Origin of the sequence: Microterricola viridarii (assembly GCF_001542775.1) — a bacterium.
GTDB classification, from domain to species: domain Bacteria; phylum Actinomycetota; class Actinomycetes; order Actinomycetales; family Microbacteriaceae; genus Microterricola; species Microterricola viridarii_A.
On sequence record NZ_CP014145.1, the window covers coordinates 72,367 to 88,587 of the forward strand.

General features: G+C 66.8%; 14 protein-coding genes, 3 tRNA genes and 1 pseudogene. 8 read left to right on the top strand and 10 right to left on the bottom strand.

The features are described 5' to 3' along the window. The first annotated feature begins 58 nt into the window (after nt 1-58). Nucleotides 59-1,444 carry an O-antigen ligase family protein gene (locus AWU67_RS00305; RefSeq protein WP_129586594.1) on the top strand — a complete coding sequence of 462 codons (1,386 nt, stop codon included), beginning with the start codon at nt 59-61 and terminating at the stop codon, nt 1,442-1,444. Nucleotides 1,445-1,463: 19 nt separating this feature from the next. Then, nucleotides 1,464-2,399 (top strand): glycosyltransferase family 2 protein, encoded by a 936-nt coding sequence (locus AWU67_RS00310; RefSeq protein ID WP_067225412.1) that lies wholly within the window; start codon nt 1,464-1,466, stop codon nt 2,397-2,399. Here the strand turns inward: AWU67_RS00310 and AWU67_RS00315 are convergent. The 4 genes from AWU67_RS00315 to AWU67_RS00330 form a co-directional block, all read right to left on the bottom strand. Beyond that, nucleotides 2,365-3,252, bottom strand: coding sequence for a glycoside hydrolase family 16 protein (locus AWU67_RS00315; protein ID WP_160329704.1), 888 nt, complete (start codon nt 3,250-3,252; stop codon nt 2,365-2,367). The genes AWU67_RS00310 and AWU67_RS00315 overlap by 35 nt on opposite strands. A 226-nt stretch (nt 3,253-3,478) precedes the next feature. Continuing rightward, the gene (locus AWU67_RS00320; RefSeq protein ID WP_067225415.1) at nt 3,479-3,943 is read right to left on the bottom strand and encodes an adenylyltransferase/cytidyltransferase family protein; all 465 of its coding nucleotides are present in this window, start codon (nt 3,941-3,943) and stop codon (nt 3,479-3,481) included. Further along, entirely contained in the window at nt 3,943-5,475 is a 1,533-nt protein-coding gene (locus AWU67_RS00325; RefSeq protein WP_067225417.1) for a sugar transferase, read from the bottom strand. The genes AWU67_RS00320 and AWU67_RS00325 overlap by 1 nt, the downstream gene beginning before the upstream one ends. A gap of 400 nt (nt 5,476-5,875) precedes the next feature. Next, nucleotides 5,876-6,079 (bottom strand): cold-shock protein, encoded by a 204-nt coding sequence (locus AWU67_RS00330; RefSeq protein ID WP_047405211.1) that lies wholly within the window; start codon nt 6,077-6,079, stop codon nt 5,876-5,878. Nucleotides 6,080-6,473: 394 nt separating this feature from the next. Here AWU67_RS00330 and AWU67_RS00335 point away from each other — a divergent pair, with 394 nt between their 5' ends. Then, nucleotides 6,474-6,791 (top strand): carboxymuconolactone decarboxylase family protein, encoded by a 318-nt coding sequence (locus tag AWU67_RS00335; protein WP_067225420.1) that lies wholly within the window; start codon nt 6,474-6,476, stop codon nt 6,789-6,791. Nucleotides 6,792-6,829: 38 nt separating this feature from the next. On the opposite strand, the pseudogene AWU67_RS18020 reads toward AWU67_RS00335, so the two are convergent. From AWU67_RS18020 to AWU67_RS00355, 4 genes and pseudogenes are all read right to left on the bottom strand, one after another. Further along, nucleotides 6,830-7,245: pseudogene (locus tag AWU67_RS18020) on the bottom strand (DUF7144 family membrane protein). A 199-nt stretch (nt 7,246-7,444) separates the two neighbouring features. Next, nucleotides 7,445-7,517 (bottom strand) — tRNA-Phe (locus AWU67_RS00345). A 66-nt stretch (nt 7,518-7,583) separates the two neighbouring features. Beyond that, nucleotides 7,584-7,657 (bottom strand) — tRNA-Asp (locus AWU67_RS00350). A gap of 64 nt (nt 7,658-7,721) precedes the next feature. Continuing rightward, nucleotides 7,722-7,794 (bottom strand) — tRNA-Glu (locus AWU67_RS00355). Between the two features lie 340 nt (nt 7,795-8,134). Between AWU67_RS00355 and AWU67_RS00360 the strand changes: the two genes are divergently transcribed. Together AWU67_RS00360 and AWU67_RS00365 are read left to right on the top strand one after the other, a co-directional pair. Further along, nucleotides 8,135-9,439: a M23 family metallopeptidase gene (locus AWU67_RS00360; protein WP_234407301.1), complete on the top strand. Its 1,305-nt coding sequence runs from the start codon at nt 8,135-8,137 to the stop codon at nt 9,437-9,439. Continuing rightward, on the top strand, nt 9,432-10,778 hold the full coding sequence (locus tag AWU67_RS00365) for an NlpC/P60 family protein (protein WP_067225424.1): 1,347 nt from the start codon (nt 9,432-9,434) through the stop codon (nt 10,776-10,778). The genes AWU67_RS00360 and AWU67_RS00365 overlap by 8 nt, the downstream gene beginning before the upstream one ends. Nucleotides 10,779-10,888: 110 nt before the next feature. On the opposite strand, the gene ppa is transcribed toward AWU67_RS00365, so the two are convergent. Continuing rightward, on the bottom strand, nt 10,889-11,374 hold the full coding sequence (gene ppa, locus AWU67_RS00370; protein WP_067225426.1) for an inorganic diphosphatase: 486 nt from the start codon (nt 11,372-11,374) through the stop codon (nt 10,889-10,891). Between the two features lie 82 nt (nt 11,375-11,456). On the opposite strand from ppa, the gene tilS reads away from it, so the two are divergent. Together tilS and hpt are read left to right on the top strand one after the other, a co-directional pair. Continuing rightward, nucleotides 11,457-12,491, top strand: a complete 1,035-nt coding sequence (gene tilS / locus AWU67_RS00375; RefSeq protein ID WP_067225428.1) for a tRNA lysidine(34) synthetase TilS — start codon at nt 11,457-11,459, stop codon at nt 12,489-12,491. 87 nt (nt 12,492-12,578) lie between these two features. Further along, nucleotides 12,579-13,130, top strand: coding sequence for a hypoxanthine phosphoribosyltransferase (gene hpt / locus AWU67_RS00380; protein ID WP_067225430.1), 552 nt, complete (start codon nt 12,579-12,581; stop codon nt 13,128-13,130). A gap of 342 nt (nt 13,131-13,472) precedes the next feature. On the opposite strand, the gene AWU67_RS00385 is transcribed toward hpt, so the two are convergent. Beyond that, nucleotides 13,473-13,784 (bottom strand): GIY-YIG nuclease family protein, encoded by a 312-nt coding sequence (locus AWU67_RS00385; RefSeq protein WP_067225432.1) that lies wholly within the window; start codon nt 13,782-13,784, stop codon nt 13,473-13,475. 417 nt (nt 13,785-14,201) lie between these two features. Here AWU67_RS00385 and ftsH point away from each other — a divergent pair, with 417 nt between their 5' ends. Further along, the gene (gene ftsH / locus AWU67_RS00390; protein WP_067225434.1) at nt 14,202-16,217 is read left to right on the top strand and encodes an ATP-dependent zinc metalloprotease FtsH; all 2,016 of its coding nucleotides are present in this window, start codon (nt 14,202-14,204) and stop codon (nt 16,215-16,217) included. The last annotated feature ends 4 nt before the right edge of the window (nt 16,218-16,221 follow it).

Here is a 16,221-nt window from a genome sequence, read left to right on the forward strand (position 1 = left end):
CATACGCGAAATAGCGAGTTGGCCGGTGGATTTAGTTTGCGGGGGAGGTGCTCCACCCATGCCCACGGTTCCTGCAGCACCGAGATCGAGCGGCACGACGCGCTGGGCGCGGGCGGGTCGTGACCGGTTCTCCAACGTGGACGTCGTCACGCTGCGCGAGCTTCCCCGCTGGCCATTCGCCGCCATGTTCGTGCTCTTCCCGCTCTGGTGGCTGCTGGGCCCTGGCGAGGCGCTCTGGATCGTGCTGGCCGGGATCATGCTGCTCTACCTGTTGCGCCGCGGCCACATCGAGGCGCCGCGGGGTTTTGGCATCTGGTTGCTCTTCCTGCTCTGGATGGTCTTCTCGGTTGTGGGGATCGACACCAGTGGACGGCTCATCGGATTCCTCTATCGAGCCCTGCTCTACCTGGCCGTCACCGTCATCTTCTTGTACGTCTACAACGCCAGATCGACGCTCAGCACTCGGTATGTGGCCGGGGTCTTGACCGGGTTCTGGCTCGTCGTCGTCGCCGGCGGCTATCTCGGCGTGTTCTTCCCGATCCTCGCGATCCACACGCCGTTCGGCCTGCTTCTTCCAGAGTGGATCAGCTCCAACGATCTGGTGCAGGAGATGGTTGTGCGCCGCACGACGCAGTACAACCCGGACGGCTGGTTGAAACTCGATCCGCGCCCGAGCGCACCGTTCCTGTACACGAACGGCTGGGGCAACGCCTACTCGATGCTGCTGCCGATCGTGATCGGCTACTTGGTGGAGGTGCGCCGAGAGCGGCGCTTCTGGTGGCTGCTCCTCGCCATCCCCGTCTCCTTCGTGCCGGCCTTCCTCACGCTCAACCGGGGCATGTTTATCGGACTGGGCGTCGCCCTCGTCTATGTCGCCGCCCGATCGATCGCCCGTGGCAACCTGCGTGTGATCCTCGCGCTCGGCGCACTGCTTCTCGTGGTGGCTGGCGCGTTCGCGACCTTCCCCATCGCCGAGCGGTTGAGCGATCGAGTCGAGACGAGCTCGACCACGCAGGATCGCGCCGGGCTGTACGAGGAGACGTTCGAGCGCACGCTGGAATCGCCGCTGTTCGGCTTCGGTGCTCCCCGCCCCTCAGAGAAGGCAGGTGTCCCATCGGCTGGAACACAGGGACAGCTCTGGATGGTGATGTTCTCCCAAGGGTTCCCGGGAGTGCTGTTCTTCGTGGGTTGGTTCGTCTGGGCGTTCTTGCGCTCGTTCCATGTGCGGGATCCCATCAGGCTGGCGTGCAACACGGTGCTTCTGGTGATCATCGTTGAGGCGACCTACTACGGGATCATGACGGCGGGCATAGCGGTGGCGATGATCGCTGCAGCACTCACCATGAGACCGGACCCGAAGCCCGGCGACCAAGATCTGAGAACCGCTCAGGAACTCGGTTACACTGGCGCGAAGGTGGCCGCCGTGCCGCGTTCGCAACACTAAATTACAGAGGTGGTTGCCCATGTCAGCCCAGCACCGTGCACCCCTGCCTGCTGTGAGCGTGGTGATTGCCACGCGCGGTCGGCCGGAACTCCTGCGCGCGGCCGTGCGGTCGATTCTCGCTCAGGACTACGCCGGCGACATCCACCTGACGGTTGTGTTCGACCAGATCGAGATCGACCCGCTCAGCGACATCGACGTGCCAGCGGAGCGGCGCCGGCTGAGCACCGTGGCCAACAACCGACACCCGGGCTTGGCCGGGGGACGCAACACGGGGATACTCGGGGCCTCCGGCGAGCTCATCGCATTCTGTGACGACGACGACGAGTGGCTGCCCGGCAAGCTGCGCATGCAGCTGGAAGCGTGGCGCGGCGACCCCGCCGCGCTGCTGGTGGCGACCGGGATTCGCATCGAGACGGCGGGGCGCTCGCTTGAGCGCCTTCCGCCGGAACGCACCACGTTCGCCGACTTGATTCGCTCGCGCACGACCGAGCTGCACCCCTCCTCATTCCTGTTCAGGCGTGAGGACATCCTCGAGCGGATCGGTCTCGTCGACGAGGACCTTCCCGCCTCCTACGGTGAGGACTACGACTTCCTCCTCCGGGTGGCCCGCTTCGGGCACATTGTGGCGGTGCCCGAACCGCTGGTCATCGTGCACTGGAATCGCGCGTCCTTCTTCGACGGCAAATGGCTGGGGATCGCAGAGGGGCTGACCTATCTGCTCAACAAGCATCCGGAGTTCTCGGACAGCGCCATCGGCTCGGCCAGGATCGAGGGGCAGATCGCGTTCGCCCTCGCCGCGCTCGGTCGGCACTCCGAGGCGCGCAGCTGGGCGCGCCAAACGATCCGGCACGACCGCACGCAGCTGCGCGCCTATGCGGCATTGGCCATCTCGGCCCGCCTCGTGCCTGCTGGCGCCTTGGTCAGCGCCGTGAACCGGCGAGGGAGGGGACTCTGAGCCGCGAACCGAGTGCCGTCGCCGCCCAGACGGTGTCGGAGCGGAGGTCGAAAGGTCGCGGGTAGCGCTGGTACACCCGCACGTAGTCGACCTGGTACTTCGCAGGGAAGGCGGTGTCGGCATCCGGCGACCCCGGCCAGGTACCGCCGACGGCCAGGTTCAGGCGCATGAAGAACTTGTTGACGAACGCCTCGTCGAGCCAAGACGTGGTCGAGCTGTTCCGCTCGTAGGTCTGCACCCCGTCAACGAACCACTTGATCGTGCCGCGTTCCCATTCGACGGCGTAGTCATGGAAGCCATCGGCGGTATTGCCGGCCGGCATGTCGTAGAAGGTGCCCTCCTGCGCGTAGGTGGGCACGTAGTCGTAGTGGATGGTCTGCACGACGCGGTTCGCCTGCGACGCGTCGCCCGCGCCGGTGCCGATGGCCTCGAGGATGTCGAGCTCACCGATTCCGCCGAGCGCCGGGCGCATCCAGAATGCCGGCCAGATGCCCTTGGAGGTGCCAGGGGTCAGCGGGGTCTTGGCGCGGATCTCGAAACGGCCGTACTCGAAATTGAGCTTGTTCTTGGTGGTGACCATGCCGGATGTGTAAAGGCGGCCGTCTGGGAACCGATAATCGTTGCGGCCGCAGACCATCGGCCGTGCCTCCTTGCGGGCGGCGATGGTCAGCAGGCCGCCGGCGACACTCACGTTCTCTGTGCGGTCCATCAGACAGGCGAGTTCCTCGTTGCCGTCTCCGTAGCTCGAGTTGTCGAGCACGTTCCAGACGGCACGGTTGATCGCCGTGCCGTTGAACTCATCGCTCCACACCATCGTCCAGCCCGCCTGCGCGGTCGGCGGCCTGTCGGTCAACGGGGGAGCGGCCGTCGGCTCCGGCGGTGGCCTACTCAGCGGCTCCGTCAGCGGCTCCGCCTGCGTGCCCGGCGCGAGCGTCGTGGTGGGGGCGGGTGTTGGGGCGGGTGTGGGTGCGGCATGCGCGCCAGTTCCGCACAGCGCGAGCGTCGTGGCGGTGACGAGGGTGGCGCCGACCGCGAGGAAGGGTCGTCTGCGGGGATGCCCGCGTTGACCCCACGCGCCCCTACCCGGCGGGCGCACGGGCGGTGAGCGCGTCGAGTGCGCGGCGCAGGGCGGTGCTGGAGGTGGTCATCGTGTACGGAAAGTAGACAACCTCCACGCCCACATCGGCGAAGGCGAGCTCGAGCGCGTGGCCCCGCTCCGTTCCTTTCCAGTCGTCTCCCTTGAAATAGATGTCGAAGCCCACGCGCTGCCAGGTCTCGAGCTTGTCGACGGCCGTTTCAGCCACGGCCTCGTCGACGTATGAGATGTGCCTCACGATCTCCAGCCGTTCCCCCAGCGGCACGACAGGGCGGGTTCCGCGCGTGTGCTGGAGTACCTCGTCTGAGACCACGCCGGCGATCAGGTAGTCGCATTGGCTCTTCGCGTGCCTGAGGATGTTCAGGTGGCCGACGTGGAACAGGTCGAAGGCCCCGCCGGCATATCCGACGCGATGACGGATTCGCTCGCCGCCAATTGTGTGCTCCATCAGTACGCCCCCTTGGGATTGGCGATCGTCTTGAACGTGCGCCAGATGATCATGACGTCGCCGGTCAGCGACCAGTTCTCTACGTAGTACAGGTCGAGACGGACGCTCTCCTCCCAGCTGAGGTCTGAACGCCCGCTGATCTGCCACAGGCCCGTGATCCCGGGCTTGATGAACAGTCGGCGGTGCACGCTGCCCTCGTAGGACTCCACCTCTGTCGCCAGCGGCGGTCGGGGCCCGACGACGCTCATATCGCCGATCAGGGCATTCCAGATCTGCGGCAGCTCGTCCAGCGAGTACTTGCGCAGCACACGCCCGGCACGGGTGACCCGCGGGTCGTTGCGCAGTTTGAACAGCACCCCCGCGCCCTCGTTCTTGTCGAGCAGGCCTGCGAGGTCGTCCTCGGCGGTCTGCACCATGGAACGAAACTTCAGCATCTGGAAGCTGCGCCCGTTGCGGCCGCAGCGTTCCTGTCTGAACAGCACCGGGCCAGGGCTGTCGAGTTTGATCACGGCCCCAATCGCGAGCATCAGCGGGAACAGCACGATGAGCGCGATCGCCGCGAGCGTGACATCCAGCGTGCGCTTGAGGATGTGCTTGCCGCCCTCGAAGCTCGGGATCTCCACGTGGATGAGGGGGAGGCCCTCGACCGGGCGGAAGTGGATGCGGGGGCCGGCGACATCGGTCAGCCGGGAGGAGAGAACCAGCTCCGCCGCTGTTCCCTCCAGGTCCCAGCCGAGCTTCCGGATGAAATCGCTCCCGCCGTCGGGCTGGCCCGCCACGATGACGGTGTCCGCGGCGACGAGCTCGGCCGCCTCCGCAATCCCGTTGAGGTCGGAGATGACCGGAATGCTCTGTGTGCCGACATCCAGATACTCGCTTGTGCCGTCTTGAAGCGAGACCCCGACGACGTGGTAGGCGGCGCCGGACTTCGACTCGATCTGCGCGATGACGTAGCTGACGTCTTCGCGGGTGCCGATGACGACGGCGCGGGCCAGGTAGTGCCCGAACTCCCGCTGGTGCAGCAGCCACTTGCGCCACAGCCACCGGTCGAGCACGAGAGCGGCAAGGCCGATCGGCAGTGCGATGACGAAGTAGCCGCGTGCGACATCGACCTGGAGCACGAGGAAGGTGATCGCCAGGAGGCCGAATGCGAGCGCGCTGGCGTTGACGACCCGCTTGTACTCGACCACCCCGACCCCGACCACGTGGGGGTCTCTGGTGCGGAAGACAGCCAGCGTCAGCAGCCAGGCGCCGATGACGAGCGAGGCCACCACCGCATACTCGGTGAGCAACAGGTTCGGGCTGCTGCTCGACTCGTTCGAGGCAAGCCCGACGTAGCTCACGGCTGTGACGACCGAGAGCACGACGCCGAGATCGGTGAGCCGCAGCCGGTCGCGGTAGAGCCGCGCCCAGCGCAGGCCGGAGGCTGGTGAGTCCGCGGCCACTGCCGGTTGCGCGGCCGGCATGCCGACCAGCTCAAGCCGGCGGCGCGGCCGGGGCAGACCGGGGTCCAGGTGGCGGGGCTCACTCATGTTCCCACCGCAGAACAGCGCGAGATGCGAGCGGTGTGAGCATTACCCCTGACGGGGCGGCTGTGACGGATTGTTCAGTTGCGGGTCGACGAAGCGGTCGACAAATTGTTGAGGCGGTCACGAATATCCCTGCATTTCGGGTTTACAGGTACTGGTCGGGTAAAAGCGAAATCGGCTCTGACCGGGATGCCAGGACAACCCGATCAAGAAGTTGAAAACAACTCAGCTAATCTCGTCCCCGACCTTACGCGCCGCGAGAGGGCTGGGTATACCCCAATTTGGGGGACGTCTCGCGAACGCGGAATCCACCGCAGACAGCAAAACGGCCCCGCCGAGGCGGGGCCGTTCAGTGACCCTGGGGGTCTAGCGCGCGGCCACAAGGCGGCGCGCGGTACTCAGACTAGAGCGGGCGGATGTTCTCAGCCTGCAGGCCCTTGGGGCCACGGGCGGTCTCGAACTCGACCTTCTGGTTCTCGTCGAGGCTGCGGTAGCCATCGGTCGCGATGGCGGAGAAGTGCGCGAACACGTCGGCGCTTCCGTCGTCGGGGGTGATGAAGCCGAAGCCCTTTTCAGCGTTGAACCACTTTACGGTGCCGGTTGCCATTTTTTGTCTCTCATTCATGAGGTTTTCGATCGAGTTCGGCCTTCGAACCCGAGCGTCGCGTGTTTTGATTCGCCCTCAGAAAAGCGACCAAGAACCGGGTTAGTTCGTGGTTGCTTGAAATACAATGCGCAACACAACAACTTGAGCGTCAAGACTAGCCCATGAATGCGTGATAATGGTGAACAATTTCTAGAGCATGGGTCAGATCGTTACAAAAGGGCCGTGAACCGCGTGATTTGGCGGCCTTCCTGTGCTCCCTGTGAAGTCACGGGGTGTGCGGGCCGGGGGTGCGGCGGCATCATTCGGATCGCATGATGTGCCGCGAAGCGCTCCGGCGTCGACTTGACCGGGAGGCGGCGCAGGTGCGCGGCGGCACGTGGCGGAAGGGCTAGAAATGGAACCTCTCGATCGCCTCCGGCGGCTGGCCGTGAATGGGGAGCTCGTCGGCGATGTGCCCGACCCGGCCGTGCAGCTGGACCGACGAATTCTCGCGCTCGTGCGCATCGCCGCGCTCGTCGCGGTCGGCGGCGCAGAGCCGTCGTTCGGGGTGGAGGCCGATCTGGCCGTCAGCGCCGGGGCCACGGCATCCGAGATCGTCGATGTGCTCGTCGGCGTGATGCCCGTTGTGGGGGCGGCCAGGGTGGTCGCTGCAGCGCCGAACCTCGCGCTGGCGCTGGGCTATGACGCGCTGGACGCAGACGAGTCGCCCTGAACGCCTGTGCGGCGTTCAGGGCGAGAGGGCGTCCGGCGTCAGGCGGCCTTGGACATCTCGTGGCCGTGCACCGTGAGCGCGTAGATCACGAGGACGTCGAGCGCGATGATGATCAGCGACCACCACGGTTGCACCGGAAGCAGGAACAGCTGCCCGACGGCGTTCAGGATCACGAGGATCACGGCGACGATGCGGGCCCAGGTTGCTCCGGCCAGCATTGCCAGCGCCACCACGATCATCGCCAGGCCGGCGATCAGATGCCACCAGCCCACCCTTGGACGTCCAGCAGGAACAGCGCCCCGGTGGACGTCGCGAAGTAGGCGCTGTCTGGGCCGATGATCGCCATGAGGCCGTAGAACGCGTCGAAGATTCCCGCCGTGATGAGCACGAATCCAGCGAACCAGCCCCAGCCAACCCAGCCTGTTGTCTCCGTCTTAGTTGCAGTCTCGCTCATCGCGCACCTCCCGAAGAATGCCGGCGGTCGCCCGGCTCTTGCGCCGCGCAGGTGCACGGCTTCCCGTCACGGTACTGACGGTGCGGGCGGCGAGGCATCACGCAACCAGCGTGATCTTGCCGGGGGAGTTGGCATGCCGTCCCGATTCGCGCGGGTACGAAAAAGCCCCCGACTAGTAAGAACTAGACGGGGGCGAATGTGGCTCCGACCGGCGTCGATCCGGTGACCTTTCGATTTTCAGTCGAACGCTCTACCAACTGAGCTACAGAGCCCGGAGCATCCGAAAATGCTGCCGAGAAGGAGAAAGCCCCAACTTTCGAAGGGGCTTGTCGCCTAAGCGACCCTGACGGGACTTGAACCCGCGACCTCCGCCGTGACAGGGCGGCACGCTAACCAACTGCGCTACAGGGCCTCGTAAAGAAGCTATTCAATTATATTTGCTGCGGTGTAACTCTATTATGACCTATTCAGTTGTGTGACCCCAACGGGATTCGAACCCGTGCTGCCGCCGTGAAAGGGCGGTGTCCTAGGCCACTAAACGATGGGGCCGGATTGTCTTAGAAGTGCAGGACAACCGAGGCATAAGCATACGTGGATTTCGAGCGTGTGCAAAAACGGCTGCGCCCGGGCGTGTCCCGCCCGATCCGAAATCGCGCCACGGCAGCAAATGACCCGTGTATCGGACCGCTCCCGGGCTAGTGTCTCGGTTGTCGCGCACCATGAGCTACCCGAGCGCTCGGAATGCCGAATTGTTACTGTTGGCAGAGTTATCGCTGTTACGTAAGTGACGGATGTTGCATTTCGGGAGTTTTTGGAACTCCCGAATCGGGGAGAGATGAAGCGCACAGAACAGCTACAGAGTCGGAACCTCACGGTGCCTTGGCGGAGCTTGACGCGCCGCCGCGGCCGAGCCGGGATCGGCGCGGGCCTGGCCATCGCCCTGGCCGCCACACTGGCCGTCGGGACTCCGGCCGCCGCAGCGGGCTTCCCCAGCTGGGAAGACGTACAAGCCTCCAAGGCCAACTCGGCCTCGGCACAACAGGCCGTCCAAAACATCCGCTCGCTCATCGTCGAGCTCGACGCCGCAGCAGAGGCCGCCCAGGCGGAGTCCAACAAGCGCAGCGAAGAACTGATCGTCGCCCAGAACCAGTTCGATGACGCCGCCCTGCGCGCCGCAGCTCTGCAGGACCAGGCGGACGCCAGCAAGGCCACCGCCGACGCCGCTACGAAGCAGGCCGGCCTGCTCGCTGCCCAGCTGTACCGCTCCGGCGGAGGCGACCTCAGCGTCAACCTGTTCCTCGACGGAAGCGCCGGCACGGCCGGCGGCGATGCCGCGGACGGCCTGCTGTCGCGCCTCGGCAGCATGAGCAAGATGGTCGAGCGCAGCACAGACGTCTACGCGAGCGCACAGACCACGACGAACACGGCCGCCGCTCTCGGGGACCAGGCCGCGGTCGCCACCGCAGCCCGCGAGAAGCTGCGCATCGTGGCAGAAGGCGCGCTGGCCGCAGCCGTCTCTGCCCAGCAGGCCGCGGATGCCGCCCTGCAGGAATCCCAGGACCGCAGCGTCGTGCTTGACGCCCAGTTGGCCTTCATGCTCGACGAGCAGGCCAAGACCACCGCGGGCTACGAAGAGGGTGAGCGCCAGCGCATCGCGGCCGAGAAGGCTGCAGCGGAGCAGCGCGCACGCGACGAGGCGGCAGCAGCCGGTGGTGGCGGCGGCGGAGGTGGCGGCGGAAGCGCCGGCCCCGGCCTCGGCGGCGGCTACATCCACAACGGCTGGGCCGTGCCGGCATCCGGTCGCATCACCGACAACTACGGGCCGCGTGCCGTGATCTGCGGCAGCGGCGGCTGCAGCAGCAACTTCCACCGGGGAACCGACATCGGAACGGGCTGCTACTCGCCCATCTACGCCGCGTCGGCCGGCACCGTGGTGTACTCCGGCTGGAACGGCACCTACGGCAACTGGATCAAGATCGACCACGGCAACGGCGTGAGCACCGGCTACGCGCACATTCGAGACGGCGGCCGCTTCGTCGGCGTCGGCGAGTGGGTGGAGGCCGGCCAGAACATCGCCAGTTCGGGGACGACGGGTGCATCAGACGGGTGCCACCTGCACTTCGAGGCCTACGTCAATGGCAACCGCACAGACGCCGTGCCCTTCATGGCAGATCGAGGAGTTCCTCTTGGCTGATCCACGCACCAGACCGCTCTCACGGGTCAAGCCCGCGACCATCTTCTCTGCCGTGACGATCGGGGCCGTCGCTGCATCTGTCGGCATGGTCGGCCCCGTCGTCGCCGCTCCCGACTACCCGTCGTGGAGCGACGTGCAGAACGCGAAGAACAACGAGGCCACCAAGAAGGCCGAGATCGCCAAGCTCACCGGCTTCCTCGACTCCCTCCGTGCCACCGCCGACGCCGCCATGCGGGAGTCGATGGTCGCAGCCGAGGCGTGGCGGGTGAACCAAGAGCAACTGACCGAGGCGACCGAGCGCGAGAAGTCACTGAAGTCGCAGCAGGCGACCGCGGCCAAGAAGGCCGAGACGTCGAAGATGCGGGCCGGACTCTTGGCCTCGCACCTGGCCCGCAGCGGCGGCCAGGACATGTCAATCAACCTGTTCCTGCAGGGCGACGGAGCCGACGACCTGTTGCGCCAGCTGGGCGCCGCCAGCAAGCTGAGCGCCCAGTCGCAGGAGATCTACAGCGACGCCATCCAGGACAGCAACACGGCAGCATCCCTCGCCGAGCAGGCCACCGCGGCCGCCACGGAGCGTCAGAGGCTCGCCGCACTCGCGCAGACGAAGCTCGACGCGGCCAACGCCACGGCCCAGGTCGCCGTCAACGCCTACGACACCGAGCAGCGCAAGTCGGACGAGCTCTACGCCCAGCTCGCGCTGCTGCGCGACAGCACCGCCGAGCTGGAGCGCGCCCGCATCGAGGGTGAGCGCGCGGAGGAAGCGGCGAACAACCCGCCGCCCGTCGTGCCCCCGATCACGCCCCCGGCCGGTGGCGGAACCGGCGGTGGCTCGACGCCCAAGCCGACGACGCCTCCGACCACGCCGACGACCCCGCCGGTCACCCCTCCGGTGAAGCCTCCGGTCACGCCGCCGGTCGATCCGCCCGTTGTGCCGCCGGTCACACCGCCGACCAACGCCAGCGCGGTCGAGCAGGCCATCTCCTTTGCCCAGGCGCAGCTCGGCAAGCGCTACCAGCTCGGCGGCGCTGGCCCTGACGTCTGGGACTGCTCCGGGCTCACTATGAAGGCCTACGGCTCCGCCGGCGTCGGCATCGGCTCGCACGGGGCGACCGCCCAGTACGTCACGATGCGCAACCAGAACAAGCTCGTGCCGTTCAGCGATCGCCAGCGCGGCGACCTGATCTTCTGGGAGGATGGCCCGGGCGACGTCTACCACGTGGCCATTTACCTCGGCAACGGCCGCATCCTCGAGGCACCGAACGAGAATGCGCCGGTGCGCGAGTACTTCATCTGGGGCATGGGCGACGTGATGTCTTACGTGGGGCGCCCGAGCTAGTCTGCTGCGAACGGGCGGATGCCGCGGCATCCGCCCGCAACGCAAACGCAGAAGGGGCACGCCGTGTGGCGTGCCCCTTCTGTGTGAAACCGTGTTGCTTCAAGCCGTGACTAGTGGCCGGGGAAGGCGACGATTCCGGCCTCGATGATCGCGGTGGCCTCTGCGGCGTCGCCCCAGCCCTCGGTCTTGACCCACTTGCCGGGCTCGAGGTCCTTGTAGTGCTCGAAGAAGTGCTCGATCTCCTTGCGCTGGAACTCGGGGATGTCGGTGACGTCCTGGATGTGGTTCCAGCGGGGGTCGCCGGCCGGAACGGCGATGACCTTGGCGTCGCTGCCGCCGTCATCGGTCATGTTGAACACGCCGACGGGGCGCACCTTGACGCCGACGCCCGGGAAGAGCGGGTAGTCGAGCAGCACGAGCACGTCGACAGGGTCGCCGTCCAGGCCCAGCGTGTTCTCGAAGTAGCCATAGTCGGTGGGGTAGACGAAGGTCGTGTAGAGCACGCGGTCGAGGAAGACGCGACCGGTCTCGTGGTCGACCTCGTACTTGTTTCGGCTTCCCTTGGGAATCTCAATGACGGCGAGGTACTCAGCCATGGTGGGGTCTCCTTGAATCCATGAAATGGGTGCGTATGCAGCGCAAACCCCGAGTGGGGAAAGTCCGGAATAAGGTTACTTGATGGATTCTCTGCGCCGACCCCGTTTGACCCCGGTCATTGCCGACGTGCGCCGGGCCGTGCGTGGGGCGCTGACCAGCCCTTCTGAGCTGCTGCCTGAGACGCCGACAGCGACACCTGCGGATGTCGCCGACGCCCCGCTCCTGCTGGTCGCGCTCAGCGGCGGCGCCGACTCGCTGGCGCTGGCCGCGGCGACCGCGTTCGAGGCGCCACGGGCCGGGCTGCGGGCCGGCGCCGTGATCGTCGACCACGGCCTGCAGGACGGCTCGGCGGAGGTCGCCGCCCGAGCGGCCGAGCAGGCGCGCGAGCTCGGCCTCGAGCCCGTGCTCGTCGTGGCGGTCGCTGTCGGGGTTGACGGTGGCATGGAGGCTGCTGCGCGTGCCGCCCGCTACGGTGCGCTCGAGCGGGTGCTCGCCGAGACCGGCGCCCGCGGCATCCTGCTCGGCCACACCCTCGACGACCAGGCTGAGACGGTCTTGCTCGGCCTGGCGCGCGGTTCGGGGCCGACCAGCCTGCACGGCATGGCGGCGCAGACCGGCCCGTACCTGCGCCCGTTGCTCGGTATCCGCCGGGCCGACACCCTGCAGTTCTGCGCGGACTCTGGGCTGACGCCCTGGCACGACCCGCACAACACCGACCCCGCATACGCCAGGGTGCAGGTGCGCGAGACGGTGCTGCCGGTGCTGGAGGCCGAGCTCGGCCCCGGTGTCGCCGAGGCGCTGGCCCGCACCGCCGAGCAGCTGCGTGAAGATTCCGCCGCGCTCGACGAGATGGTGCTCGAGTTCATCGAGGAGATCTGCGAGCCGGCCGAGGCCGGCATCGCCGTCTCGGTCGCCGCGCTGGCCGCCAACCCGGCGGCCCTGCGGCAGCGCGTCATCCGCTTCGTGGTGCACAGCGAGTTCGGCGTCACCCTGGAACGGGTGCACACACTGGCCATCGCGCGGCTGGTCACCGACTGGCACGGTCAGAAAGCTCTCAACGTGCCAGGCGTTAGGGTTGAGAGGAGCGCTGGGCTGCTCGTCTTCACGGCTGCCTAGCCCCAGTTGCAGCACCTCCCAACTACTCCCCGCAAGACAGAGCAGCAGGGCCTCGGCGCAGCCGATGCCGGAACGGATCGAACGTCCATGGAATCGCAAAACATCGCCGGTGACCTCGAGGAAATCCTGCTGACCGAGGAACAGATCCACGGTCGTCTGGCCGAGATGGCTCGCCAGATCGAGACCGACTACGCCGGCGAGAACGTGCTCCTGGTCGGCGTGCTGAAGGGCGCCGTCATGGTCATGGCCGACCTCGCCCGCGAGCTGAACATGCAGGTGACGATGGACTGGATGGCCGTCTCCTCGTACGGCTCCGGCACCACCTCCAGCGGCGTCGTGCGCATCCTGAAGGACCTCGACAGTGACCTGACCGGGCGCAAGGTGCTCATCGTCGAGGACATCATCGACTCCGGCCTGACGCTCAGCTGGCTGATCGCCAACCTCAAGTCGCGCGGCCCGGCCTCGGTCGAGATCTGCGCGCTGCTCCGCAAGCCGGAGGCGGCCCGCGTCGACATCGACGTCAAGTACCTCGGCTTCGACATCCCGAACAAGTTCGTCGTCGGCTACGGCCTGGACTACAACGAGATGTACCGCAACCTGCGCAGCGTCGGCATCCTCGCCCCGCACGTCTACAGCTAGCCGTCGACAAGCTCGAGCTTCACAAGGCTCCGGATGCCGCATCGCGCGGTGTCCGGAGCCTTTCTCGTTCTCTGGCTGCTGGGCCGCGTCCCGTCGGCTGCGCCCTACCTGTCGATTGAGCCCCGCCCGCTGATTGAGCCCCGCCCGTTGATTGAGCCCCGCCCGTTGATTGAGCTTGTCGAAATCAGGTCCCGGCGAGGGGGTTCGACAGGCTCAACCAGCGGGTCGCCCGAGCTACAGGACGGGGTTTCGACAGGCTCAACCAGCGGGACACCCGACCAGCGGGACGGGAGTTTCGACAAGCTCAACCAGCGAGACACCCGCTGATTGAGCCTGTCGAAATCACAGGACGCGATTGGGGTTGCGGGTGTCGCGTTGGCCTGCGCTGTGGCTGAGCTCCGGGAGCAGCGCGAAGTTCGCGCTAATGAGGGCTTCCCTCTTCGCCCGGCTCCAGCCCTGGATCTGTTTCTCACGAGCGTAGGCCTCGTCAACCCGCTCGTACTCCTCGTCGAAGGCGAGCGTGACCGGCATCCGCGCGCCGGTGTACGCGCTGCCGCGGCCGCTGAAATGCTGTTCGAGGCGCGCATCAAGGCTGCGTGTGTTGCCCACGTAGTAGCTGCCGTCTGCGCAGCAGAGTATGTAGACGTGTGCCATGGCGGCTTCCCTCCGGTCGATGGCTTGATCGTCTCGTTGCTGGGGTTTCGCGGGCGGTTGGGTGCGAGGCGTGTGGAGACCGGGGCCCGGGCGGGGCACTGTGGACAACAAGCAAGGTTTCGACAAGCTCAACCAGCGGGACGGGGTTTCGACAGGCTCAACCTGCGGGGTGGGGTTTCGACAGTCTCAACCAGCGGGGTGGGGTTTCGACAGGCTCAACCTGCGGACGCAGGTAGGGACGAGATCCTTCGATGTGACACCCGCTGATTGAGCCTGTCGAAATCAACCAGCGCGGCGCGCTTTCGCGCCGCTGACCGGGGCTTGGGGCGCCCAACCGCCCAATTACCCCGCCACGCTGTGAGCCTTCAGCGAACATGCGGCAATCGTGCAGCGCGGTAGCGATAGCCTTGCAGCACCATGAACGTCAAGAAGCTTCTTCGCGGTCCACTGCTCTACATCGTGCTCGCGGTCGTCGCCGTGTGGATCGGGTCGAGCCTGATCACCATGTCGGGATTCCGTCAGGTCTCCACGCAGGAAGGCCTGGCGTTCCTCAAGGACGGCAAGGTCGCCAGCGCCAAGATCGTCGACGGCGAACAGCGCGTCGACCTCACCCTGACCACCGCCGACCCCAAGCTCGGCGACCAGGTGCAGTTCTACTACGTGGCCCCGCGCGGGCCGGAGGTGGTTGACGCCGTGACCACGGCCAACCCGCCCAAGGGCTTCGACGACGAGGTCCCTCAGCCGAACTGGCTGCTCTCGCTGCTCGGCATCCTGCTGCCCGTTCTGCTCATCGGCCTGTTCTTCTGGTGGATGCTCTCCAGCATGCAGGGCGGCGGCAACAAGGTCATGCAGTTCGGCAAGTCCAAGGCCAAACTCGTCACCAAGGAGAGCCCGAAGGTCACCTTCGAGGACGTCGCAGGCGCCGACGAGGCGATCGAGGAACTCGAGGAGATCAAGGACTTCCTCAAGGACCCGGCCCGCTTCCAGGCTGTCGGCGCCCGGATCCCGAAGGGCGTGCTGCTCTACGGCCCTCCCGGAACCGGAAAGACCCTGCTCGCCCGCGCCGTCGCGGGTGAGGCCGGCGTGCCGTTCTACTCGATCTCCGGCTCGGACTTCGTCGAGATGTTCGTCGGTGTCGGCGCCAGCCGCGTGCGCGACCTGTTCCAGCAGGCCAAGGAGAACTCCCCGGCCATCATCTTCGTCGACGAGATCGACGCCGTCGGCCGCCACCGCGGCGCCGGCATGGGCGGCGGCCACGACGAGCGCGAGCAGACGCTCAACCAGCTGCTCGTCGAGATGGACGGCTTCGACCCCAAGGCGAACGTCATCCTGATCGCCGCGACGAACCGCCCCGACATCCTGGACCCGGCTCTGCTGCGCCCCGGCCGCTTCGACCGCCAGATCGGCGTTGACGCCCCCGACATGCTCGGCCGCAAGAAGATCCTCGAGGTGCACGGCAAGGGCAAGCCGCTCGCCAAGGGCGTCGACCTGGAGGTCGTCGCACGCAAGACACCCGGCTTCACCGGTGCCGACCTGGCCAACGTGCTGAACGAGGCCGCGCTGCTCACCGCGCGCTCGCACGCACAGCTCATCGACAACCGTGCCCTCGACGAGGCCATCGACCGTGTGATGGCCGGCCCGCAGCGCCGCACCCGCGTCATGCGCGACAAGGAGAAGCTGATCACCGCCTACCACGAGGGCGGCCACGCCGTCGCTGCCGCGGCGATGAACTACACCGACCCGGTCACCAAGATCACCATCCTGCCGCGCGGTCGCGCCCTGGGTTACACCATGGTCATGCCGCTCGAGGACAAGTACTCGGTCACCCGCAACGAGCTGCTCGACCAGCTCACCTACGCCATGGGCGGCCGCGTCGCCGAGGAGATGGTCTTCCACGACCCGACGACCGGAGCATCCAACGACATCGAGAAGGCCACCTCGACGGCCCGGAAGATGGTCACCGAGTACGGCATGAGCACCGACGTCGGCGCGGTCAAGCTCGGCCAGTCCAGTGGCGAGGTGTTCCTCGGCCGCGACATGGGCCACCAGCGCGACTACTCCGAGCGCATCGCCGAGCAGGTCGACAACGAGGTGCGCGCGCTCATCGAGCAGGCGCACGACGAGGCCTGGCAGGTGCTCAACGACAACCGCGACATCCTCGACCGGCTCGCCGCAGAGCTGCTGGAGAAGGAGACCCTCGACCACAACCAGATTGCCGAGATCTTCGCGGACGTGCGCAAGCTGCCGGAGCGCCCGCAGTGGCTCTCCAGCGACAAGCGCCCGATCTCCGAGCGACCGCCGATCGACTTCCCTGTGCTCACCTCTCCGGTGAACCCCGGGATCACCAGCGGCAGCGTGGAATCCAGCGAGGCAGGCACTGAGGCGCCGCCGGAGCGCGGGCCATCGGCGAACCCCCGCCCGGCCACGGCGTAGGCGC